The sequence below is a fragment of the Thermodesulfomicrobium thermophilum DSM 16697 genome, from assembly GCF_059568695.1.
In genome coordinates this window covers 163,339-186,581 of sequence record NZ_JCANTW010000015.1, presented here as the reverse complement: position 1 = coordinate 186,581, position 23,243 = coordinate 163,339, and the positions used below count along the sequence as shown (strand labels likewise).

Sequence of the window (23,243 nt, the reverse complement as noted above, 5' to 3'; positions counted from 1 at the left end):
GTCCGCCTACGGGCGACCAGAGCCAATCTCCAACCCGCCCACCCGACCACAGCACACCAGCGGGCACGCGGACAACGACCACTGCCCAGGCGCTGAGACAAAAATAGGGGGCCATGGCCCCCCGAATCCGGTCTTTAGTGATGGCCGCCGCAGCCGCCACCACCCCCGCCGCAGGTGTTGTGCGGAGAAAATTGCGGAAGCCGCCCGGCCAGAAAGGCCTGCACCGCAGCGCCGACACTGGGGGCGCCGGCCCCATAAAACACCTGGATCCCCGCTTGCTGGAAGCCCAAAAGCGGCCGCATACCCATGCCACCGGCAATCAAGGCGCAAACCCCATGGGAAGCCAGATACTGCACCGGGGCCAAACACCCCCCTTCCTCGTGGGGGATATTGGGGAGAGCCTCCACCGCAACCACCGCACCGTCTTCCACATCCACCAGCGTATAGAGCTCGCAATGCCCGAAATGGGCGCTCACCCCGGCCTCCATGCCACCAGGCTGCTCCGAGGGAACAGCCACCCGCACTCGTGGTGCCATCATATACCTCCTTGAGAATCCATCTTCTGCAAAAGTAGCGGCCACATGGCGCGCACTGCCTGGGCCCATGGGCCATCGGTCTCCGTCACCGCCATCCCCTGGGCCATGGCCCAGGGGACCGCCGTATCGTGAGGCAGCCGCCCCAAAAACGTCCATCCCTGTTCGGCGCACACGGCCTCCACCGCAGCGGCCGTATCCGGGGCCAAGTCCCACTTGTTGAGCACCACCGCCATCGGTACCCGAAACCGGGCGCACACCGCGGCCACCCGCCTCAAATCATGGAGCCCGGACGGACTCGGCTCAGTGACCAAAACCGCCCAATGCGCCTGAGAAAGCGACGCAATGACCGGACACCCGATGCCCGGAGCGCCGTCGGCCAGGATGAGTTCCCGCCCCAACTGCGCCGCCCACAGTCGAGCCTGCTGCTTGACCACGGACACCAACCGGCCGGAGTTCTCGCCACCAGGCTCCAGACGGGCATGGACCATGGGCCCAAAGCGGGTGTGGCTGCGCATCCATACCCCGCAAAAGCGGGGATCGAAGCGCATGGCCCCTTCCGGACAGAGGGCCACGCAGGTCTTGCAGCCTTCGCACCGGCGCGGATCCACGATGGCCGTCCCGCCTTCTCCCATCCGCACCGCCCCAAACCGACACACCTGCGCGCAGAGCCCACAGGCACTGCACCGGGAAGTCTCCACGCGCGCCACGTGGCCGGAAACAAAATCTTCTTGGTCGTGCACGCGCGGATGGAGCACGAGATGGAGATTGGCAGCGTCCACGTCCAAATCCGCGAGCACGGCCTTCCCCCCGGCCAAGTGGGCCAAAGCCGCGGTGAGCGTGGTTTTGCCGGTGCCGCCCTTACCACTGAGAATGACAACCTCCCGCATTCCCATCCCCCCTTAGGCGCGCAGCGCCCCTGCGGCCGCTTCCATGGCGGCGCGCACCACAGGGTCTTCGGCCAAAGAGCCACCCCGGGCATAAATGCCTGCCAACTCTGAAGAATATGGGATGCGGGCAAGCACCGGCAGATGATGCGTACGGCAATACGCCCCCACCGGCGCATCCCCCAGTCCATCGCGATTGATCACCACAGCCATCGGCTTGCCCAAGGGCGCGAAGGCCTGGTGCGCCAGCTGGAAATCATGCAGTCCAAAAGGCGTGGGTTCGGTGACCAGAAGGATCGCATCCGCCTGTTCCACCGCGGTCATGGCCGGGCAACTCACTCCCGGAGGGGCATCCACGAGCAGATCCCGGCCTGCGGCCAAGGCGATGGCCCGCGCCAGGACCTCGCGCATCAGCGGCGGGGCCATGGCCTCGCCCAAACGCAAGCGGCCGGTGACCACGGTGTGCCTTCCCGCCCGGCCGGTGGTGATTTCCCCCACCACACGGCTGCCCCGCGCCAAGGCGTCTGCGGGACACACGCGAAAACACCCACCGCAGCTATGGCACATCTCCGAGAACACCTGCGCCCGCCCCCCAAGCAGGGCGATGGCCCCAAATTGGCACAAGTCGGCGCACGCCCCACAGGCGGTACAGCGCTCCGTCCGTACCACCGGGGTCTCCACTCCGACCTCCTCCGACGACTCCTGCACAGGATGCACGAACAAGTGGAGGTTCGGGGCCTCGACGTCCACATCCGCCAGCACCGCGCCCGCAGGCCACACCGCAGCCAAGGCGGCGACGACGGAAGTCTTTCCCGTACCGCCCTTGCCGCTGGCCACGGCGAGGATCACCGTCCACCTCCAGAAGGCGCCGTCGCGGGCGTAAGCGCCCCGGCGCGAAACCGCTCCACGGCCTCGGCCACGGTGCCGCCCTGCACACCTTCGAAAATCTGGATCCCTGCCTGCTGCAGGGCGGCAAAGGCCTTGGGCCCTACCACCCCGGTGAGCACCGCGCCCACCCCCATGCGGGCCACACGGTCCGCAGCCTGGATGCCCGCCCCATGGGCGGCCACCTGAGAGGCCCCGTTGTCCAGATACTCCACGGCCATGGTGGCCAGATCCACCACCACAAAGCCCGCGGCCCGGCCAAAACGGGCGTCCACCCGACTCTCCCAACCTGGGCCCTGACTGCTTATGGCGATCTTCATCGGCTCCTCCCCGGGGTTTTCCTGTTCTGCCACCACCCGCGTCACCGCGGCGCCGTCTTCCCACACTGTGAGCGCCAGGCCCTCCACCACGGCCCGGGCCACGGTGCGCCGCGCTTCGGCCAGCACCCGGCCCACCGTATGGCGGGAAACTCCCATGCGCCGGGCAGCGGACTCCAAATCCGCCCCCTCCACATCCACCAGACGCAAGGCCTCAAACCCATCCAGCGACAGGTAGATCTCCTCCAAATCCCGCATAGGGATGCCTTGGGGCTTGAACGAACGGGCGCGCGGAACCCCTTCCACGCGCCGGCATTTCTTCGGTCGCGGCATCGTCTTTATTTCGCTCAAAAGAGCATTATCTTTCGGCGGGAGGATTCGTCAATCCCCCAGCGGCCTGCGGCTCCCAGGCTCCTTGGCGGCCGCCACGGCCACTTCCTCGCCCGCTTCCGCCGCAGGATCCATCCCGGCGGCAGATCCCGCGTCCCTGTCCGCCACGGCCACCTCGACCACACCGTCCTCCACGTCCTTGCCCAGAGCGTCCATTCCCAAACATACGCTTCTCCTCCGGCAGCACCCGTTTTTTCTCCCCAACCGCAGAGGCGCTGCCATTTCCGCGGCCGGGACTTCGTCGGCATCTCCAATGCGGATGGCCATACCGCTGGTCAGCGCCCGCGCCACCTGAGAGCGGGCTGAACCCACCATACGGCACACCGTGGCCTTGGATACGCCCAGACGCCCCGCGGCCTCCTCCTGAGTGAGGCCCAAGCCATCGACCAAACGCATGGCCTCGAGCTCGTCGGCCGCCACCACCACCCCACGCAACTCCCCCACGGGGACTCCGCACGGGGCAAACAGCCGTACCGCAGGCACAAGCCCAGTCCTCCTGCACCGACGCCGACGACCCATACCACCTCCTTTTTTGAAACATGTTTCACATAGAGCGCAAAAACATCCCCGTCAAGCCCCCCGACGCCGTTCCCCCAAAACGCGACAAGCCGGAGAAACGTCTCCGGCTTGTCCAGGGCGGCGCGCAATCGCGAACGCGCTTTTAGTGACCGCAGCCCCCGCCGCAGGAAGAGCACCCCCCGCCTTCAGGAAACTGCATGCTCGACTTCACCACAAACCCCCACTGCTCATTGAAGTCGATCTCCACGGGTTTGGCCGCGTCAAACAGTCCCTGTTCCATCACAAAGGAGTACCCGCCCTGCTCGAAAGTCGCGTCCCCGGCTTTCGGTTCGTCCAAGGCCAGGCCCAGACGCGGCCCGCCACACCCCGCGGCAAGATACACCCGAATGGGCTCTTTGTCCTTTCCTTCAAAGTGCTGGTCCAGTTGCCGCTGGGCGGCGGAAGAAAGCGAAAACATAGAATCCTCCGATAATTTTGATTGACAATACCCTTGAATTAAAAACTCCCCCTGGAAAGTCAACGGCCGCGGTCTAGACTTTTTCCGCGGCCATGCCTAAAGGGGCCGGTTCGGAAATACTGCGTTCGGAGGTTTCCGGCATGATTGAAGCCCACCACCTTTCCATGGCGCACGGAGCGACCATGGCGCTCACCGACGCCTCTCTCGCCGTCAGCCCAGGCGAAATCGTCGCACTGCTCGGACCCAACGGCGCGGGCAAGACCACGTTCCTGCGCATCTTGGCCACGGCCCTCAAGCCCAAATCCGGCTGGGCGCGCATCTGCGGTTTCGACACCGTGAAAGCGCCCATCCTTGCCCGCCGACGCACCGGCTACCTCCCCGAACATCCGCCCATCGACCCGCTCATGACGGTGGAAGACTTCCTGCGTTTCACGGCGGAAGCCCGAGGACTTCGCGGCACGACCCTCGCGCAGCGACTCGCCTGGACCATGGAGCGCACCGAACTCGCCCCCCGGCGCCGCCAGCGCACCGGCGAGCTCTCCAAGGGCTACCAGCAACGCGTCGGGCTCGCCCAAGCGCTGATCCACGACCCCGACGTCCTCATCCTCGACGAACCCACCACGGGCCTCGATCCAGTGCAGATCCGCCATGTCCGCGCGCTGATCACCGAGCTCGCCGCCCACAAGGCGGTGCTCTTCTCCACCCACATCCTCCAAGAAGCGGCGGCCCTTGGGCGCCGCATCGGCATCATCGCCGGCGGCCGCATCCGCGCCGTAGGCACCCGGGAAGAACTCGCGATCCAGGCTGGCGTCCCGGCGGTGGTGCACGCCTGCCTCGAAGCCCCGGCCGCTGCCGTGCGCGATGCCCTGGCCCAAGTGCCGGGGCTCTCCGACGTCGAGGTCCAGGAAGCCGCCGCTCATACCCACGTGCGCGCCGCCACGGACAGCCCCACGGCCGCCAGCCACGCCCTGGGGCGGGCCTTCCGCGAACACGGCCTCACCGTGACCCAACTCACCACCGCGCTCCCCGACTTGGAGACCCTATTTTTCCGCCTCACCGCCCAAAATTCCGAGGAGGCCGACCATGCGTGATCTTTTGGCTATCCTGCGCCGCGAACTCTTTCGCTTCACGGCGACCCCCATGGGGGCCATCGTCCTCGTGGCCTTCTACCTCCTTGCCGTCGGGCTTTTTGCCCCGGAGTTCTTCCTCCTGCCCACTGCGGACATGCGCCCCTTCTTCACGGTGCTTCCTTTTGTCCTCTGCGCCGTTCTCCCTGCAGTCACCATGCATCTGTGGGCCGGAGAGCGCAGCCAAGGCACGCTGGAGCTCCTGCTCGTGCTCCCCGTGCGGCCGGCGAGCCTGGTGCTCGCAAAATTTCTCGCCGCCATGGCCTTCGTGCTCGTGGCCCTGGCGTCCACCGGCGTCATCCCGCTCATGTTTGGAGTCCTCGGCGCGCCGGATTGGGGTCAGATCGCGGCCTCTTACCTGGGCGCCGTGCTCCTTTGCGCCATGTTCGTCGCCTTGGGACAGCTCGCCTCCGGATTTGCCGCAGATCAGACTTCGGCCTTTGTGCTCGCCCTGGGCGGCGCCTTCGGGCTCTACCTTCTCGGCTCCGACTTTGCCGCCATGGCCCTGGATGGCTGGCACCCGGGGCTGGGGACGCTGCTGCGCCGCCTCTTCGGGGCAGCCAGCTACTTTGCCCCGTTTGTCCGCGGCCTCGTAGAGGTCCCAAGCGTCGTCTTCTTCCTCCTGTGGACCACCATTTTTCTCTTCCTCAACGGCCTGGCGCTGGAGCACCGCGGCCAGCAAGGCTTTCGCCTCCGCTTTGCCGCTGCGGCGGCCCTGTGCATCACCATCGGCGCCCTGAGCACCCATCTCCTTTCCCAAGCACGGCTGCCGCGCCTCGACCTCACCCAAAGCAAAATCCACAGCCTCTCGCCGGCCACGGCCCGCATCCTCCAAAACCTTCCGGCCCCCATCCAGGTCACCTACTACGTCACCCCAGCGGCCCAAATGCCCACGGAACTCAAAAGCTTGGAGCGCGACGTCATGGACCGCTTGGAAGCCATGAGCGCCCAGGCGCCGGAGAAAATGGTGCTGCGGCGGGTCTATCTCCAGGCCGCCAACGTGGTGGCCGACAGCGCCCAGGCAAGCGATCTGGAACGCCAGATGCTCGCCAAAGGGGTGCAGCCCATCTCCGTGGCCGCAGTGCGCCAGACCGGCACGGTGAGTGAACTCGTCTACACGAGCATCGGCATCGCCTACCGCGACAAGCCTGAAGAAATCCTGCCCGCCGTCGTGCCCAACACCTTGGGAGAGCTGGAATACCTCATCGCCTCCACGGCCCTGCGTCTTGCCCGCGCCACGCCGCCCACCGTAGCCGTGGCCAGCGGGCCGGGACAATTCACCGAGATGTCCCGCATGCTCGAGCGCGAAGGCTATACGGTCCGCCCCGTATCCCTCGAAGAGCCCTTGCCCCAGGCGGACGCCATCGTGCTCGTGCAGCCCCAGCTCTCGGACAAAGCGCGCTACCAACTGGCTCGCGCCCTGGCCCAGGGGGCCCGGATCTTCCTTGCCGTACAGCAGGAGACCTGGGACTACTCCCAGGCCCTGGGGCGGCTTTCCGCCGTGCGTATTCCGCTTAACTCCAACATCGAAGCCTGGCTTGCCCCGTACGGGGTGCGCCTTGTCCCGGATATCCTCATGGACGAACAATCCATCGCCGTGCGGGTGGCCACCAACCCATGGGACCAGCTCACCGGCGGCGGCATGACCCTCAAACTCCCCACCCACATCCTCGTCACCCGCCAGCACATGGCCCCAGACCCCATGCTCCTACGGGTGGACAACCTCGTCTACCTTTGGGGCAGCGCCCTGGAGCTCACCGACACCAACGCCACCCAGATCACCCGCACCCCGCTGGCCTGGACCTCGCCCCAGGCGTGGACCATCCCGCAGGAAGCGACCCTCACCCCCCAATCCATCACCCCGCCGGATGCCGGCCGCCGCAGCTACCCCGTCTTGGTGCGTCTTGCCGGCGAGTTCCCCGCTCCCCAAGGCCCGCCGCCAGCAGACGCTGGCGCCACCGCCCACGCGGTGGAACCATGGACGCCTGCACCGGGAGAACTGCTGATCACCGGGTGCTCCAGCATGTTTGCCGACGGCCTGGTCTCCACCAACGCCGAGCTCCTCTTTGCCGCCCTCGACGGCATGGTCTTTGGGGAAGATCTCCTGCGCATCCGGCCCAAGGAACTCCCCTCGCGGGTGCTTCCACCGCTCTCTCCCCAGGCGGCCCTGGCATGGAAGATCGTACTCCACGCGGCAGTGCCGCTCATGGTGCTCGGCATAAGCATCCTCACGGCCCTGCGCCGTCGCGCCCAAGAACGCCACCCCCACGCCTAAGGAGGAACCATGTCCCGTACCCTCGCCATCCTTACTGCCGTGGCCGCCGTCCTCTTGGGGATTACCCTCTGGGACAAACGTCCCCCGTCCCATGTGGTGACTCCCGACACCTTGGCCGTCTTCGCCCCGGCTGATCTCGTGGAAACCGCCCAGCGCATCACCCTTGCCCAGAAAAACGCGACCCTGACTTTGGAACGACAGCCTGAGCGGTGGTATATTGTCGAGACCAACCAAACCGCCAGCAACGCCACGGTGGGCACCCTGCTCCAGGCCGTAAAGAGTCTGCGCGGCGAAGCCAGAATCGGCGATCCCAAGGACTTCGGCCTCACCGACGACGCCCTGCGCCTGACCATCACCACCGCCGATGGCATCAGGCACACCCTGCGTGTGGGGCGCATGGATTTTCGCGTAGTCTTTGTGGCCCGCCCCGAGGAGACCCAAGTCTGGGCAGTAAGCGGCCAACTCTTTGGTGCCCTCGGGGGCGAAGAACGGGCCACAGACCCGCATTTTTGGGCACAAGTGCCTGGATCTTCCCCGTGATCCCCGCAAAAAACTTCACTCCCGGCCTTTACAAACGCCAAAGCGGGTTTATTTCCAAGGGAAATTTGTGTGCACCACGAAATCCACTGTTGAGGAGAATATCATATGGGGAAGATCATCGGCATCGATCTGGGAACCACCAATAGCTGCGTCTATGTCATGGAAGGCAAAGACGCCAAGTGCATCACCAATCCTGAGGGAGGGCGGACCACGCCGTCCATCGTCGCTTTCACGGACAAAGAACGCCTCGTGGGCGAAATCGCCAAGCGCCAGGCGGTCACCAACCCGGAAAAGACCATTTTTGCCGTAAAACGGCTCATGGGCCGTAAGCTTGACGATTCGCAGCTCAAAGCCTGGGTGGCCAAGAGCCCGTACAAAATCGTGGAAGGCGCCAACGGCGACGCCTACGTGCAGATCGGAGACAAGAAATACAGCCCGCCGGAGATCTCGGCCATGATCCTCCAGAAGCTCAAGGCCGATGCCGAGGCCTACCTGGGCGAGAAGGTCACCGAGGCGGTCATCACCGTGCCGGCCTACTTCAACGACTCCCAGCGCCAGGCCACCAAAGACGCGGGCCGTATCGCCGGCCTCGAGGTCAAGCGCATCATCAACGAGCCCACCGCGGCCTCCTTGGCCTACGGGGCGGACAAGAAGAAGAACGAAAAGATCGCGGTCTTCGACCTGGGCGGCGGCACCTTCGACATCTCCATCCTGGAAGTGGGCGACAACGTCGTGGAAGTGCGCGCCACCAACGGCGACACCTTCCTGGGCGGCGAGGACTTTGACCACGAAATCATCACCTATCTGGTCAACGAGTTCAAACGGGAAAACGGCATCGACCTCTCCCAGGACAAGATGGCCCTGCAGCGCCTCAAAGAGGCTGCGGAAAAGGCCAAGAAAGAGCTCTCCTCCTCCCTGGAGACGGACATCAACCTGCCGTTCATCACCGCGGACCAGTCCGGGCCCAAGCACCTCATGATGAAGCTCTCCCGCGCCAAGCTGGAGTCCTTGTGCGAGCACCTGGTCAAGCGCACCATCGAGCCGTGCAAGAAGGCCTTGGCCGACGCCGGGCTCAAGGCCAGCGACATCGACGAGGTCATCCTCGTGGGCGGCATGACGCGTATGCCCTTGGTGCAAAAGACCGTGGCCGACTTCTTCGGCAAGGAGCCCAACAAGAGCGTCAACCCCGATGAGGTGGTGGCCATGGGCGCGGCCATCCAGGGCGGCATCCTGGCGGGTGACGTCAAGGACGTGCTGTTGCTCGACGTCACGCCGCTGTCACTCGGCATCGAGACCTTGGGCGGGGTGTTCACCAAGCTCATCGAGCGCAACACCACCATCCCCACCCGCAAGAGCCAGGTGTTCACCACCGCGGCGGACAACCAGCCCTCGGTGTCCATCCACGTGCTCCAGGGCGAGCGCCCCATGGCGGCGGACAACATGACCCTGGGCCGCTTCGAGCTCACGGGCATCCCGCCGGCGCCGCGTGGCGTGCCGCAGATCGAGGTCACCTTCGACATCGACGCCAACGGCATCGTCAACGTGTCCGCCAAGGACATGGGCACGGGCAAGGAGCAGTCCATCCGCATCACCGCCTCTTCAGGACTCTCGGAAGAGCAGATCAACCGGCTCATCAAAGAGGCCGAGGCCCACGCCGAAGACGACAAGCGCAAGCAGAAGCTCATCGAGGCCCGCAACAACGCCGACACCCTCATCTACACCACGGAAAAGAGCCTGCGGGACCTGGGCGACAAAGTCGATGCCACCTTGCGGGGCGATATCGAGTCCAAGGTCGAAGCCCTCAAAAAAGTCATGCAGGGCGATGATGCCGAGGCCATTACCCGCGCCGCCGACGAGCTGGCCCGAGCCTCCCACAAGCTGGCGGAACAGCTCTACGCCCAAAAGGCCGGCGGCCCCACGGAAGATGCCGGCGCCAGCCAAGGCAGCGGGGCCGATGCAGGCAAGAAAGACGACGATGACGTGGTGGACGCCGACTATACCGAAGTCAAATAACGGTCTCCTCCCTCCGCCAAAAAAGCCGGGGCGCTCGCCGCTCCGGCTTTTTTGCGTCCTGGAGCACCTCAAAAGGCGGCCGTGAGCACATTTGGAGATGCTTCTTTTTGCTCTCTTGTTGAAGGCGTCCGACGGTTATGCCTTTTGAAGGATCCATCCCGTCAGGTGCAATTTCTTCTCGACACAAGGTACATTTTTGTGATGCACGAAAGCTATACTCTCGGAGGGGCGCTATGCACGCACGTCTCGCTATCTCGCCGCATTTTATTGCTCTCGTGACGATTGCTTTCCTCGCCGGAGCATTCTTTCCAGGCCCAGCCAGCTCCCAGCCCGCAGAACCACCCCCCATAAGCTCCGATGGTCGCCAACAGGGCGCCGCGGACGCCAAGGCCCGCGAGGCTTTGCGCGGCCTTGCGCAAAAGAACGCCCTAACGGTCCGCGCCCTGATCGGCTACGGTCGCCTTCCAGCGACCGCCATGGCCCCCTTGGCCGGTCTTCGCGCCAAAGGCATCGACGTGCTGGGGGCGACCCCCGAGCAGCTGTCCACCATCCTTCAGGAACACAAGGCGGCCCTCAGCCCGGCCGAAGTCCAGGCCCTCAGCCAGGTCGCCGATGCCATGAACGAGGTCCGCTACGGGGCTTCCGGTGCCGAGAATCCGCTTGCTTCGGCTCCATCCACGCAGGCACCGGCAGACCGTGCCGACTCCGGCCTCCCCGTGCTGCAGCCCCTGCCGCCCATGCCCCTGCCTCCGGCGCTTCCCATGGTGGAACTGGGCAGCACGCAGTACGCCGGCATGGTCACCACGGCCAAGGAAGCCACCCGCATCCTCATGGGGGAGATGAGCGAAGCCCAGGCTGCGCAATTCGAAAAGCGGTGGGCATCCTACTATGACTTCCCTTCGCAAGAGATCCTCGAATACTTCCGGACAGCCACGCCCATCCTGACGGAATTTCTGAATATTCGAGGCGCCATCGCTTCCACCTCCGCCGCCTTCGACGAGGCATGGACGGAAGCGCAATTCGCCGCGGCCTACGACAGCGAGGAAGGGGCGGCGTCCGCCTTGGCCCAGGCCAACATGCTCAAGGACTATCTCGTCTCGCTGGAGGCCCGCGCACGGCAGCTCGCTCAGGCTATGGAGGCCCTGGGGCAGCCGCCGGATCCAGCCCTCGCCAAGGAGGAGGTGCGGGCGCGCCACAAGTCTGCGGTGGAGACCATCGCCAGTCTCTTCGCCCAAAAGGCCCCGCTGGAGGGCGTCTGGTTTGGTGCCGGGGAGGGGGACACAGACGGATGGATCGAAGGCATCAAGGGGATTCCACTCCTCTTCGTGGTGTACGCCGTGGGAGATCCGCAACACCCCACCTATCGTGCGCTTTATCTGGACGCCAACGACAATGAGGATAAGGAAGACCCCTTCATCGGGATCTTCGGCATGAACCCCGGCGATTCGCCATATATACCCGCTCTGGCGCCATATTTTGAAGAAACCAGGTTGAACCATACCTACGAAGTCAAGGATGGGGACGAAACCAGCGTCTTCCGCATCAATGCCGAGAAGCTCGAGGAGGGAGAAGACCGCGTGGAGTACCCGCCGCCCGTGGCCCTGGACACGGTGGAGGCGGCCTATGAAAAGATGCGGCGCAAGTTGGACGCCGAGCGAGCGGAGCTGGAAGGCACCAAGCTCGCTCCCACCGAAACCATAGAGGATACGCACAAGCAGGTCGCAGCCCGCATGGGAGCGGAAGTGGGACTGAGCCTGGCGGAAAAAGCTTCCCTGTCAGAGCTCAACGACATCCGCCGCCACAACCAGTGGACGCCGATTTTCATTCAGGTCGCCCGCCAGTGGCTCAAGGAGCGTCCTTTCTCGGAAAAGACCACGCTGGCCCAGGACCGGAAAACGCTCTCCGCCTTGTTCGCCAAGGCGCTCGGCCCACAGCTCCCGAAAAACAAAGCGACGACACTCGCCCAATCGTCTGCGCCGGTTGCGCCGTCAGCGGAAGAAGACGCCCGATCCAAGGAGGCCAGTCAGGCGGAGGAGGCACAACGCCAGGCCAAGCTCGAGACCATCGAGTTCCACAAGCAAAACATGATCATCATCCAGCGCAACCTGGACCGGGACCGGGCAGAGCTGGCCAAGGAGACCGATCCCGAACGCAGGGCGCAGCTGGAATTTCGCATCGTCGGGGCCATGGCCGACCTGCAAAGCGAGAAGGACCTGGTGGCCTCCATCGAGACCGGGGAACTCGTCCATTCCCGCTCCCCCTTCGACGACTATGCCCACGCGGGATTCGTCGCCAATATCCGCAAGAGCCAGCAGCGCATGGAGAATTTTCAACGATCCAGCGATGCCCTGTTCAAACTGGCCGCCATGCTGCCGGGGGAGGAGGGACGGGAGGCCCGCGCCTTCGTGGAACGCCAGCTGACACCGGACGTGCGCCTGAACATGGATCAGACGGCCGTGAAACGCATCGCCGACGCCCTCGGCAAGAAGGTGGAGGGGCATTTCATGGCCATCCAGGCCCAGAGCGACGAACAGGCCGCCTACGCCAACCTGGGCCTGGAAGCCTCCCAGAACATCAAGAGCGCTGCGGACACCGGCATGATGGTTGCCTCCCTTTTCGGCGGCCAATATGTGGATGCCGCCTACCAGGCCGCCACCGGGTACATTGAGGGAGGTCCTACGGAGGCGGTCCTGCGCACCGCCGCGATGTTCGGCCCCACGGCAGGGGCCGCGGCCGAGGCCATGCGCGGCTACCAGGAAGGAGGTCTGGAGGAGGCGCTCAAGCGGGGTGCCGTTTCCTTTGCCCTTTCCAAGGGCCTGGAATACGGCATGGGCAAGGTCCTCGGAAAGCCGAAAACCGGCCCGGACGGACCGGATGTCCCCACCGGGAAAAAGCCCCTGCACACCGTGGACGGACCGGACGTGAAGACCACCAAGAGCGGAGGCGTTCCGGAAGCACCGACGACGAAGCTGCCCAAATCTGCGGATCAGCGGGCTCTCGAACAATTCCAGAGGGCCCGAAAGGAGGGCGAGAATCTGGTGGAGGATTTCCGGCAGGCGCAAAAACGCCTCTCCCAGGCCGGCTCTTCCGGGGCCTCTGCGGAGGAGATCCTGCGGCTCCAGGCCGAGGTGCGGGAAAAGGTCGCGGCCATCAACGGCAACCCTCACGCCAAAAACTTCCTGAAATACAAAGGAGATCCCCTTTCCCAGCGGGCCTACAACGCCCACCTGCGAGCCGTTCATGCCGACGTGGAGGCGCGGTTCCATGAAAATATGCGGGCCAGGGGCTGGAATCAGCAGCCCCTCAAGGAAATGCGCAACTCCGCCAGCGCCGGTTCCGTGGGCATGGACTTCGATATCGGACTCGACGAGCAGATGGTGCAATCGCTCACCCGCGACGGCAAGCCCGCCAAGGTCCACCAATGGCAGCAAGACGCCCAGAAGGCCTGGGAAGAGGCCTATGAGGCCTCCACCGGCCGGAGCGCACAGCAGGCATGGGAAACCGTGACCACCAGCGGCCACGCCGAAAGCTACAAGGATCTGCAGTGGCTGGAAAAGGACAAGTCCAAAGTCTCCAGGATCTGGGGGCAGCAGGCCGCCGACGTCACCCGCTACAAATCGTGGCACATGCAGGCCGATCCCGCTCTGAGCCGCATGGAAAAGCTGCAGGAGATCGCCCGCGGCGCGGCCAAGGACATGAAAACCAAGCTCGATCCTATCCTGGACAGGGTGAGGCCCACTTCGAGCAAGGGCCTTTCCGATCTCGACAAAGCCCGCCGACATTGGAACCAGGTGAGAAAGGTTCTTGCGGACTTCGGCGAAAACACCATCGACCCCATCACCGCCGACCGACGCATCCGGGAGCTCACCGGCGGAAAGAGCATTCCGGATGTGGTGGAGGACATGACCTACCTCTTGGAAGGGGCGCTCAAGTTCGCAAACCTCCGCTGAAGATCCTGACACACAAAAGGAAACCGGCCGATTCCACAGGAGGATCGGCCGTTTCCCCTCCTCACGAGGCGGCGGCCAGGCGCACCAGTGTGGCGTGGTCCGGCTCCGGGGCCCCGCAGCGCGGGCATTTCCCTGCGCCCAGAGTGTAGAGCCCGCCGCAGGCCATGCAAATCCGCTTCTGTCGATCCAAGGAGACCTTCTCCGGCCATTCCAGGCCGGCGATCTTGAAAACCCGATCTCCCAACTCGAAGTAGTCGAAGAGGTCCTCGGTCACAGGCAGGGTGATCGTTTTGCCCCTATCGGTGCGAATGCGAGCCCGAGGCCGGAGGACCACCTCGTCGGGCAGGCCCCCATCCCGGCGCCTCCGCACCGTTTTCATGAAAAGGTCTTCCACCACCCCGCTCCAGCTCTTCTCCGCTCCTTTCCGAGCCCGGAGCGCCAGGAAAAAGGTCACCACGGCCGCGAAGCCGAAGGAATAGAGCACATCTTCGTTGATTTCCCCCATCTCCCACCAGATGACGCCCAGGATCACCGGCAGGATGACGGCGAAGAAACCCCATGCGTAGATGCGCGAATGACGACGGTACGTACGCAGCCATTCTTCCGTCTGTTGCGGGGTGAGGGGCGCAGATGCTGCGTTCGGATGTCGGCGTGCCGTACTTTGCGTCATGGAAGTCTCCTGAAGAGTTTCGACCGTCTCCTTCCCGCCCCGTCACCGGGAGCAGGCAGGGCGGGATCAGGGCAGGGGGAGCACCTGTTTTCGGAGCCGGTTGCCGTCGATGCCCCAGTATTCCACTGCGGACTGGCGGAAGACGGCACGGGGCGGAACGATATCGTGCGCCCGGTCCTCACCGCCGAAAACCACGATGTGCATCTTCTTGTCGTTGTCCCTGGCGAAATAGACCAGGTGCTTTCCATCGGGACTGAACTGCGGCGGCTCTTTGTCGTAGATTTCCCGAAACTCCGGACCGGCCTGGCCGTCCAAGTACGCACGCCAACGCTTCTTGCCCTTCTCCAGCCAGGCCACCCGTGCGCCGTCGGGACTGAAGACAATTTGGCGGGGGGATCCCTTCCCCCGGCCCACCTCCTTGCCGTCCACGACCACCGCGTAGTCCTCGTCGTTCAACCGGAAGCCGGCGGCCCAGCGACCGCCGTCGGGGCTCAAGGCCTCTGCGCCGATACTCTTGAGCGGGCCGAATCCCTGGGACACGATCCGCCCATCCACCACCAGAAAGGCCTGCTTGTCCCGATAGGCCGAGTAGATGTGGCGCGATCCGTCGGGGCTGAAGACGGCGGGGTTCCAGATTTGGTGGAATTCGGGGCCGATTTGGCCGTCGATCACCATGGATTCAACGTTTGCGCTCACCGGAGCCACGAAGGCGTAGTGGGCACCGTCGGAGGTTACCGTGAACTTGTATCCGGATCCCATGGTGGGCCTGAGCTCCTCGCCGCTCCGTACCAAGAAGCGGTTTCCGCCCTCTTTCTCGGCGATATACCAGAGTTCGGCGCGGTTTTTCGTGAAAAGCGGCTTCTCGACGATGCTTCGATACTTCCGTCCCTCGGAGCCGTCTTCGCGGACGACCATGGCAAACTCGGCACCCGTCTCGGGAATTTTCCCCCTTTCCACCCACGCGGCCTTTCCATCGTGGGCCACCGCAGCGGCGCTCATGGCAAGGCGGTTGGCCGTCCGGCGGACCTCTTTGCCGTCCAGATAGACGACGTTGGTCCCTGCCGTGCGCCCCCCCACCAGGAGGTGCTCCCCGTCAGGACTGGCGGTCAGGAACTCGATCTCGTCGAACGCCAGCACCTGGGCTCCATTGCAGACCAGCACCTCCTTGTCGCCCATTTCCGCCTGAAAACAGAAGCGATCCCCTCCGGGGGAAAAACCCATGCCGTAGGGCATGATATCGTCATACCAGGAACCGGCTACGCCGTTGATAACGACGCGCTTCTTTCCATCCTCTTCCCCTTCCACCCACGCCACCTGGCGCAGATCTTCAGAAAACCGTACGGCCTGCTTTTTCAGGGCGTACGGGGGGAGCTCGAAATCAGGGTTTTCCATGGGCGGGGGAAGCGCCGACGAGGCGGACGTGGACAGGGGGTCCCGCTGCCCCACGGCGTACAGCCGACCGTCGTGTTCGTAGACATCCCCCGGCATGGCCACCAGCACCCAACCGATGCGTCGGTAGTCATACTTGAGGACGCCCAGTTCATGGTTGCCCACATATTTCTTCACCTGGTAGGCCATGTAGACGCCCACGGCGCGCGGCCCTACGGGGCGGCCGGAACCGGCATCGGCGCTCGGGGTCCAGCGCGCCGTCCCTTCATGGCTCTCCTCGAAACCGATATCGGAGGCACCCGATGCCTGGTCCACGGGGAAGAAGAGAACGCTCTTGCCCACCACACGGTAGGCCACCTTGTCGCGAACTTCCTGGTCGCTCAAGGGGATGGCGGGGTTTTCCGGGGCCTCCACTCGGATGACCACAGGCGTCCCCAGGGTGGCCACGCCCAGGAAGCGATGGTAGGATGCCCCTTCCTGGGCGAGACGTCCCGGGTCGGGGAGGAAAGAGGCTCGATTTTCGAAAAACCCGCGCTCCCTTGCGGCTATCGATGGATTCTCGGGAAGAAGGTCCGGCGCCACGCGCGCAAACCAAGGCTCGTCCGCCGCTGTGGCCTGTCGCAGCCCCTCGATCCTCAACTTGACACGGAAGGTGCCGGGGACCTGATCGTTGATGGGAAATTCCAGGCCGTCCTCAGGACCGGCATCGGTGGGGAGAGGGGGCGCCAAGGTGGACGGTTCGAGGGCAGCCTGGGCGGGATCAACCCCACTCGACTGCGGTTGTCCAGCCGCATTCGGCACTTCCGGGCGACCGTCCGCCGCCTGGACCCAGCGTTTGCCGCCGCTTCGCAAAAGAGCCCCTGCGGGCACGACGGCTGCGGGATCAACCGGGGCCCACGCGAGATGCCCGCCGCCTTCCAGAAAAGCAGTCAGCTCATCCAGCTCCTCCCGAAAAGGCGCCAAGGCGGGATCCGCCGCCCATTGGCGGATCCGCGCGAGATCCGCCTCCAACAGGTCGATCCCGGCATCCTGGCGCATGCGCAGGGCCAGCTTGACATATTTGTCCGGCAAGCGGCCCCAGCCCCGCAGCGCGCGCACCGTGACCTTTCCCTGCTGTTCCATCTGCAAAAGCCCGTCGGGACCCGTGGCGATTTCCACCTTCACGGCATCCGAGGAATCCGCGGCGCACCAAGCCGCCGGCGGCGCGAACAAAAAGAACGGCATCGTCAAAATGATTAAGAAAAAACGCATCGGAACCTCCAGTTTCCAGGAGCATGCATCGGAGACGACAGCGCCCCACGAAAACACCCCTCCAAAGGACAATCATGTCGCCTCATGGGCTTCCTTGCGAAGCGCCCGAACCACGGCAGCTCCGTCCTGCCCCCTGGGCACGGGGATGCGGACGGGAACTTGGTGCCGAAAGAAATACAGGATCCTGCCGGATATCATCAGGACCGAATAGACCAGAAGGATATGCGGCAGGGGGGTGTCCTCCATCTTGACCGATTCCAGACGGCTGCCGAGCATCCCCCAGGAATGCACCGTGCCGTTCAGGTACACGCCCCGGCGGCCCACATACACCTGGCCGGGCCGGTGAAGATCGCGGCGGCGCGTGAGTCGGGGGAGCCCCACGGCCAAAAGCCACAAGACGGCCATCAGCCCCATGAGGACAACAAAAACGCCAACCGAAGCCGCGTCCCGCAGGACGATCACGAATCCCAGGCCGACCACCAGGGAGACCGCGAAGATCAGAATCCACAACGCCTTCTTCCGTTCGGTCTCCTGTCCGAAATTCCATCGAACGTACCGGAGCCATTCTTCGGGCTCGTAGGTGAAGTGGGCCAGATGGCGCCCGGCCACCATCTCCCGGAGCAGAAGGATCTGACGTCCGAAAAGCCCCATGCCCGCCAGGGCCCCGAAGAAAAAGACTCCCCCCACGAGGATGGAGGCGTAGGCGGCGCCGCTTCCCCCGGTGCCGTACACAAAAGGCCAGGCCGTCATGCCCGCAAAGCCCGCGGCCAAAAACGCGGACCAGCGAAACCCTTGGGCTGCCGAGCTCGTCTCCACGATGCCGGGTGAACCACGCGGCACGGCAAGGGCAGCGAGCACGAAAGCGGCCGCCGCAAGGAATTGCGGCCAATATTTTCGCAGGGGATACTTGAGGTGAGCCGGGATGGAGTAGAAGCGAAAGTCCTCCACGCCGATCCTGCGGTACTCCAGGTAACGGGATCCTTCTCCTTCCTGGAGCGCCACGTAGCCGTACCGTCCCGGCAGGGATGAAAGGGGGGCGGCGCCCGGTTCCCTGTAGTCCACGCCTCTTGCCTCCACGTCCCGGAAGACCCCGATCCAGGCCGGATCCTTCGCGCCCGTGACACGGCCGGCGGTTTCCGCCGCCACGAACTCCGCCAGAGAGCGGGGCTTTCTTCTAAGCGAGGCCCCGGGATACTCCGATCCTCGACGCGCCAGCGCTTCCAACCGCTCTTGCCAGTCCACGGATTCCAGACGAATCAGCACCGGAGCCGGGAACCACCAGGCCAAAAGCAGGCCCACGGCGGCGACGGCAACAACCACGTGACGAACGACAAACATCATTGAGTCCCCTTCGGATACCACCGGCGGCGGTCCAATCCCTTCTGTTCGGGCCGAGGAGGCCCGGGTTTATTCCCATCCTCCCCGGTGTGTCCCGAGGATCCTGCTTCCCCGGCCGTAGTCGAACCTGTCCGGATAGAGCGTGGCCGAGATTCCCCGCGACGGATCGTCGAGTGTGACCGTTCTTTCGGAGGAGGATCGTCCCTTTTCTTCGAAACGGAAGAGCGCCTTGCCGTTGATGTACTCGACCCAGCGCACCCCTTGGGCGGTGGTCTCACGCTGGACATAGTGGTTGGGATCGCGGGCATTCACCCAGCGCTCCATCGCCCGGCCTTTCGGGGCGGTTCCGGCGGAATCGCCCACAGGAAGGGTCTCCACCCGGACGAAGCCTCTCCCTCCGGACTGCGGGTTATGCGCCCAGGTGGCGGGATCGGAGTCCACCACGGTATACGTCCCGGCCGGGAGCTCCGCCATGGGCCTCGCGGTCCAATTGGCATTGGGAACACCGCCCTGCCCCGGGGACCCTTGCGTCTTCCAGGGGCCAAACAGACGCCCCGAAAAGTCGCGCAGGGCGATGGTGCCGGGGGTCGCCGTGCCCTTGCCGTGATTCCAATGGTAGGTGGAGATGGCGGCCAGCACACGGGGGCTCTTGAGAGAAAAAACCGTGGGTTGGGTGGGACCGTTGTCCACGGAGGAGGTGTTGCCGACCTCGAAGGTACGCTCCGGGGGAGCGGTCCTCCCCGCCGCCGATCCGGCCTGGCCGTCCACACGCACGGAGGAAAGCACGGCGTCGATGACCTCCTGGCGGCCGGCGGGGCCGCGAACCACTATCAAGAGCACCGCGCGGCCGTCGGGCATGGGAGGAAAAAGGAAATTCACGGCCGATCCGTCATCGGCGCGCAAGACGTCCACGCCGCCCAGGTGCACGGTTCTCAGCCCGGAAAATTCCGACTTCGCCCGGCCGTAACTGCCCACGACACCGCCGGACACCCCGTGCTTTGGGGCATCAAAATTCCCATCCCAGTAGATATGGATTTTCCCCGATTCGGGATCAGGTTCCGTCGTGTACTGCCACGACGCCGGCACCGCGAAACGGACATTGCCGATGGCCACGGGCTTCCAGCCTTTGGGGACGGAAACCTCCGGCGCGCTAGCGGTTGTGGGGGCGGGCTGAGGTTGGGCCGTCTTTGCCTTGGGGGAGGTGGTCGGCGGGGAGGACGCATTACGATCCCCACCGGACTTGCCGGTATCCGAAGCGGCACCCAAACGCTCTCCGGTCCATGGATGAACGGGAGCCTCTTCGCAGTACCCCCACCCCCCGCTGAACCGGTCACCGCTGAAGATCCACTTGATGCGCCCCCAATAAAAACGACCCTTTTTCGCGGTGGCGCACCGTTTATTGGCCGCATCCTCGATCCAGTATCCCTCCAAGACGTTACCGGTCATTTCTGCGACAATTTCGCCTCGGTCCTTGGGATAGGACCCGCTTACGGCGCGCTCCTTCTGGTTGAGCGTCAACTCGCCCTCCGTGCTGCGCCACTTGCCGGCCACACGCACCGGCGGCGAAGCGGGGGCGGGTCGGATGGTCTGATTCTGTTGGGTGGCAACGCCCTTTGCTTTTGGCGAGGGAGCTTCGGCCGCTTTCTGCTTTTCACGATCCGCCAGGAATTTTTCCAAACCAGCCACGCGGTCTCTTATGGCCGGGGCGTCCCAAAGGGCCAGTCCCTCCTTGTATTTCCGGATGGCCTCTGCATACTTCTGTACTCCTTGCAACTGTTGCGCCTCGGACCAAAGCGCCTTGGCCTGGGCTTGTTTCTGAACCGTCGTCTTCAGCCGGGCCACGTCCCGCTCCAGGGCGCTGTCTTTCTGAATTCGCAGACTTTCCTCGTACTGGAGGATCGCCTGCTCCAGATCGCCATCCTTTTCATAGCGCCGGCCAAGCGTTCTCTTATCCTCAGCCCGTTTGACCTCCCCCTGGTGATATTCCAGCTGACGGAGCAACCTGTCCTTGGCAGACGGCGGATGTTCCCATTCCTCCAGGGCCTTTTGCAGGATGGGGATGGCCAGCCGATGCTCATGGTCCGCGCCCAGCGTTTTCACCTTGTCCCACATCTCCTGCATGCGCTGTTCATATCGCTTCTGAAGGCTGGCCAACCGTTCCTTCAAGCGGAGAAACGCCGGATCCCTCACGGCCGGCGGCAAAGGACGCTTCGGGTCCTTGAGCATCCTGTATTCCAAGGTTTCGATTTCGCTCCTGGCCCGCAACATCTGATTCTTTTGCATCAGGGCCTCGATTTCCGGGAACTTCTGCTCCTTGGTTTCCCGCCACTTTTTCGCCCACTGCTCGTAGCGGGCCTTGAATTGTTCCAGATTCACCCGTTGCTGGGCGCTGCGGGCGCCGATCTTGTTCAGGGCCCGATCCAGGTTGTCCACGGCCCGGTCCACGTCGCCCGTTTCCAAATTCCTGACGGCGTGATTTTGCAAATGGGGTTCCACCAATGCCCGAACGGAGTCCACGTCCTGGGGAAGGAGCAGATCCCGAATGGAGGCGAAGCGATCCGCAATATTCCGTGCGCCCTCTTCCTCTTTCATTACCCCATGGGTGACATCCTGCATGATGGCATGGAATTCAGGCTGAACGCTCCTGGCGTTTTCCTCGGCTACCCGTTGCCGCCATTTTTCGAAAACCGCCTGCGCCTGGTCGTAGCGCAACGTGGTCACCTTGTTGAAGCATTCGTATTGGGCTTGTTTGTCGGTGGGCAGAGGCGTCTTCCAGATGGACAAGGGGCCGTTGCATTGGCACGGACCGTGGCCCACATCGGATTCGAAGCCGGGATTGAAAAAACCGCCCAGAGAACCGCCGCACCCGGAGCACAAACAATCGAGGAATGGTTTGGCGTCGGCGTCGGCCAATCCCATTTTCTTCATATTGGCCAAAGTCTGCTCGAAATTCTTCCGGTCCAAGATCATCTGCCGCATGACCTTGGCCAGCTCGTTCTGCATGGCCGCATACCCTTCCAACTCTTTTTCCTGGGTGAAATATTCCCAGATGGTGTCGGGGAGGTAGAGAAGACCGATAATGGCGTCCTTTCCCATATAGACGCCCGTCTTGAGCAGGGTGAACGTCACGTGTTTGGTCATGGACGGAGACCTGCCCGCCTCGACCTCTTTCGTGAACCGGTCGATCTCCTCGCGTTGGGCCTGCTCGAAGGCCGGCCCGATCCCTGTGCCCTCCCAAAAAGCATGGTAGTAGCAGTTGCGGAAATAATCCCACAGGGTGTCCGTGGCCTTGACATTGTCCAGCGTGATGGAAACGCCCTGAGAGGCTATCAGAACCGCATTTCCGGCGGTCATGATGACTTTCATGCCCTTGCCGAGCGCAGGGCCGATATCCTTTTTCCAAATAGTGCCCGAAGATTTGATCTGCTGAATCCGCTTCAGAGCTCTGGCTTCCGCAACAGCACCTCTGGCAAGGGTTCCCTCCAGGCCTTTGACCCCCTTGGTCGCGTTCTCGATGCGCTCGATGGCCTGCCCGGCCCTGTTGGGAGGCAGATGAGCGATTTCTTTTCCTAATGCTTTCTGGAGCTTGGAGATCTTGGACGGGTCTTTTTGGGCGACCTCCACCAAGGTATCGATCATGTCGTCCGTGGAAGCCTGCAACGCGCTTTGGTGGAGATTATGAATCACCGAGGCGTCCTTGCCCGTGAAGGGATTGCGTCCGGCAAGCTCGATGATGTCGGCGGACTGGTCAAATCCGGTGATGTTTTTGGGGTTTTCCGGCAGGCCGTACTGCCGGCGGAGGTGATTGTTCGCGGCGTGGATGCGATTGTGGTATTTGGCGGCCTGATAGTCGAATTGCCGGGCCTGGGCCTCGAGATACTCCGCCTGACCGGGATTGGAGCTTCGAATGGACTTGGCCTGGGCCCGCAGGGCGTTGGCCTTCTTGATCTTCATCTCGGCCATGTCCTTCATGGCGGCGCTGAAGCTGGAAGCTTCGTCGATGCTCATGGGTTGGGATGTGCCGAGCTTGGCCTGGGCCGAGGCGGCGCGCGGGTCCTTGTAGGCCGTCCCGCCGTTTTGATTGACGTAATCAACGATCCTCTGAAATTCTTGCGGGTCGGTATATTCCGGGTGGGGCATGAAGTCCGTTTCCGTTTGCATTGTGCCGGCCGGAGGATCGAGCCCTTTGCTGCGGAAATGCTCCTGAACGATCTTTTGATAATTGGCGTCGATCTTCTTGATGTCCTCCAGGCGCACCTTCTTTCCGCCCTTGCCCAGCACGTTGACGTCGGTATCCGTACCCGGGTTGTATTTGCGGTTGCTGATGCTGGGATCGAAGCCGGCCTCCCTTACGGCCTTGGTCGCAAATTCCTCGTTGAGCCGAAAGAAATCCTCTTGGCACCGCCGGTAGGTGGACATGGAGATCTTGCCCTCCTGGGCCAGCAGGTTGACCTCCTTGTTGTGGACAAAGAGCATCATCTCCTGGGCGGCAGACGCCTTGCCCAAGGCAAAGGCCTCGGCCGCTTCCTTGAGGCCGGGAGTCCAGGCCAGAGCCTGTTCCGAAAGGAGGAGGGACAGAAGGACGAGGTGTATCAAACGTATCCAGGCGATTCTCATCATAATCCCCTCCTGCAGGGCGCTCTCGTGGCCAACGGAGCTTGTCCGACATGACTGATTTCCGACATTGAACGCCCATTCGTCA

Annotated in this window: 15 protein-coding genes; 5 read left to right on the top strand and 10 right to left on the bottom strand. The window is 63.7% G+C overall.

The window, feature by feature from the left end; translation table 11 throughout:
- Window positions 1-134: 134 nt before the first annotated feature.
- From BR00_RS09270 to BR00_RS09245, 6 genes are all read right to left on the bottom strand, one after another.
- Window positions 135-539 carry a NifB/NifX family molybdenum-iron cluster-binding protein gene (locus BR00_RS09270; protein WP_496477311.1) on the bottom strand — a complete coding sequence of 135 codons (405 nt, stop codon included), beginning with the start codon at window positions 537-539 and terminating at the stop codon, window positions 135-137.
- Window positions 536-1,423 (bottom strand): ATP-binding protein, encoded by an 888-nt coding sequence (locus BR00_RS09265; RefSeq protein WP_496477310.1) that lies wholly within the window; start codon window positions 1,421-1,423, stop codon window positions 536-538. The genes BR00_RS09270 and BR00_RS09265 overlap by 4 nt, the downstream gene beginning before the upstream one ends.
- Window positions 1,424-1,435: 12 nt before the next feature.
- Entirely contained in the window at window positions 1,436-2,269 is an 834-nt protein-coding gene (locus BR00_RS09260) for a 4Fe-4S binding protein (protein WP_496477309.1), read from the bottom strand.
- The gene (locus tag BR00_RS09255) at window positions 2,266-2,955 is read right to left on the bottom strand and encodes a NifB/NifX family molybdenum-iron cluster-binding protein (protein WP_496477308.1); all 690 of its coding nucleotides are present in this window, start codon (window positions 2,953-2,955) and stop codon (window positions 2,266-2,268) included. Before BR00_RS09255 ends, BR00_RS09260 begins: the two co-directional genes overlap by 4 nt.
- A gap of 48 nt (window positions 2,956-3,003) precedes the next feature.
- Window positions 3,004-3,531, bottom strand: coding sequence for a DUF134 domain-containing protein (locus BR00_RS09250; RefSeq protein WP_496477307.1), 528 nt, complete (start codon window positions 3,529-3,531; stop codon window positions 3,004-3,006).
- A 142-nt stretch (window positions 3,532-3,673) separates the two neighbouring features.
- A complete protein-coding gene (locus BR00_RS09245; RefSeq protein ID WP_496477306.1) occupies window positions 3,674-3,988 on the bottom strand; it encodes an IscA/HesB family protein in 315 nt (104 codons plus the stop codon).
- Between the two features lie 140 nt (window positions 3,989-4,128).
- On the opposite strand from BR00_RS09245, the gene BR00_RS09240 reads away from it, so the two are divergent.
- The 5 genes from BR00_RS09240 to BR00_RS09220 all read left to right on the top strand — a co-directional run bounded on the left by BR00_RS09240 (window position 4,129) and on the right by BR00_RS09220 (window position 13,893).
- A complete protein-coding gene (locus BR00_RS09240) occupies window positions 4,129-5,079 on the top strand; it encodes an ABC transporter ATP-binding protein (RefSeq protein WP_496477305.1) in 951 nt (316 codons plus the stop codon).
- Complete coding sequence (locus BR00_RS09235) at window positions 5,072-7,390, top strand: Gldg family protein (protein WP_496477304.1); 2,319 nt, start codon at window positions 5,072-5,074, stop codon at window positions 7,388-7,390. Before BR00_RS09240 ends, BR00_RS09235 begins: the two co-directional genes overlap by 8 nt.
- 9 nt (window positions 7,391-7,399) lie before the next feature.
- Window positions 7,400-7,930 (top strand): DUF4340 domain-containing protein, encoded by a 531-nt coding sequence (locus tag BR00_RS09230; RefSeq protein WP_496477303.1) that lies wholly within the window; start codon window positions 7,400-7,402, stop codon window positions 7,928-7,930.
- Window positions 7,931-8,035: 105 nt separating this feature from the next.
- On the top strand, window positions 8,036-9,943 hold the full coding sequence (dnaK, locus tag BR00_RS09225; RefSeq protein ID WP_496477302.1) for a molecular chaperone DnaK: 1,908 nt from the start codon (window positions 8,036-8,038) through the stop codon (window positions 9,941-9,943).
- 233 nt (window positions 9,944-10,176) lie between these two features.
- The gene (locus BR00_RS09220) at window positions 10,177-13,893 is read left to right on the top strand and encodes a hypothetical protein (protein ID WP_496477301.1); all 3,717 of its coding nucleotides are present in this window, start codon (window positions 10,177-10,179) and stop codon (window positions 13,891-13,893) included.
- Between the two features lie 61 nt (window positions 13,894-13,954).
- Here BR00_RS09220 and BR00_RS09215 read toward each other — a convergent pair whose 3' ends face one another.
- The 4 genes from BR00_RS09215 to BR00_RS09200 all read right to left on the bottom strand — a co-directional run bounded on the left by BR00_RS09215 (window position 13,955) and on the right by BR00_RS09200 (window position 23,161).
- Window positions 13,955-14,563 (bottom strand): DUF7489 domain-containing protein, encoded by a 609-nt coding sequence (locus BR00_RS09215; protein WP_496477300.1) that lies wholly within the window; start codon window positions 14,561-14,563, stop codon window positions 13,955-13,957.
- A gap of 66 nt (window positions 14,564-14,629) precedes the next feature.
- A complete protein-coding gene (locus BR00_RS09210; protein WP_496477299.1) occupies window positions 14,630-17,203 on the bottom strand; it encodes a TolB family protein in 2,574 nt (857 codons plus the stop codon).
- 72 nt (window positions 17,204-17,275) lie between these two features.
- Complete coding sequence (locus tag BR00_RS09205; RefSeq protein WP_496477298.1) at window positions 17,276-18,544, bottom strand: hypothetical protein; 1,269 nt, start codon at window positions 18,542-18,544, stop codon at window positions 17,276-17,278.
- 66 nt (window positions 18,545-18,610) lie between these two features.
- Window positions 18,611-23,161 (bottom strand): hypothetical protein, encoded by a 4,551-nt coding sequence (locus BR00_RS09200; RefSeq protein ID WP_496477297.1) that lies wholly within the window; start codon window positions 23,159-23,161, stop codon window positions 18,611-18,613.
- Between the last annotated feature and the right edge of the window lie 82 nt (window positions 23,162-23,243).

Excerpts from the sequence above, each read along its gene's own strand:
- BR00_RS09240 (WP_496477305.1), top strand. The coding sequence starts at position 4,129 with ATGATTGAAGCCCACCACCTTTCCATGGCGCACGGAGCGACCATGGCG.
- BR00_RS09230 (WP_496477303.1), top strand. The coding sequence starts at position 7,400 with ATGTCCCGTACCCTCGCCATCCTTACTGCCGTGGCCGCCGTCCTCTTG.
- BR00_RS09200 (WP_496477297.1), bottom strand. The coding sequence starts at position 23,161 with ATGATGAGAATCGCCTGGATACGTTTGATACACCTCGTCCTTCTGTCC.
- BR00_RS09255 (WP_496477308.1), bottom strand. The coding sequence starts at position 2,955 with ATGCCGCGACCGAAGAAATGCCGGCGCGTGGAAGGGGTTCCGCGCGCC.
- BR00_RS09250 (WP_496477307.1), bottom strand. The coding sequence starts at position 3,531 with ATGGGTCGTCGGCGTCGGTGCAGGAGGACTGGGCTTGTGCCTGCGGTA.
- BR00_RS09215 (WP_496477300.1), bottom strand. The coding sequence starts at position 14,563 with ATGACGCAAAGTACGGCACGCCGACATCCGAACGCAGCATCTGCGCCC.
- BR00_RS09235 (WP_496477304.1), top strand. The coding sequence starts at position 5,072 with ATGCGTGATCTTTTGGCTATCCTGCGCCGCGAACTCTTTCGCTTCACG.
- BR00_RS09245 (WP_496477306.1), bottom strand. The coding sequence starts at position 3,988 with ATGTTTTCGCTTTCTTCCGCCGCCCAGCGGCAACTGGACCAGCACTTT.
- BR00_RS09265 (WP_496477310.1), bottom strand. The coding sequence starts at position 1,423 with ATGCGGGAGGTTGTCATTCTCAGTGGTAAGGGCGGCACCGGCAAAACC.
- BR00_RS09210 (WP_496477299.1), bottom strand. The coding sequence starts at position 17,203 with ATGCGTTTTTTCTTAATCATTTTGACGATGCCGTTCTTTTTGTTCGCG.
- BR00_RS09220 (WP_496477301.1), top strand. The coding sequence starts at position 10,177 with ATGCACGCACGTCTCGCTATCTCGCCGCATTTTATTGCTCTCGTGACG.
- BR00_RS09205 (WP_496477298.1), bottom strand. The coding sequence starts at position 18,544 with ATGATGTTTGTCGTTCGTCACGTGGTTGTTGCCGTCGCCGCCGTGGGC.
- BR00_RS09270 (WP_496477311.1), bottom strand. The coding sequence starts at position 539 with ATGATGGCACCACGAGTGCGGGTGGCTGTTCCCTCGGAGCAGCCTGGT.
- dnaK (WP_496477302.1), top strand. The coding sequence starts at position 8,036 with ATGGGGAAGATCATCGGCATCGATCTGGGAACCACCAATAGCTGCGTC.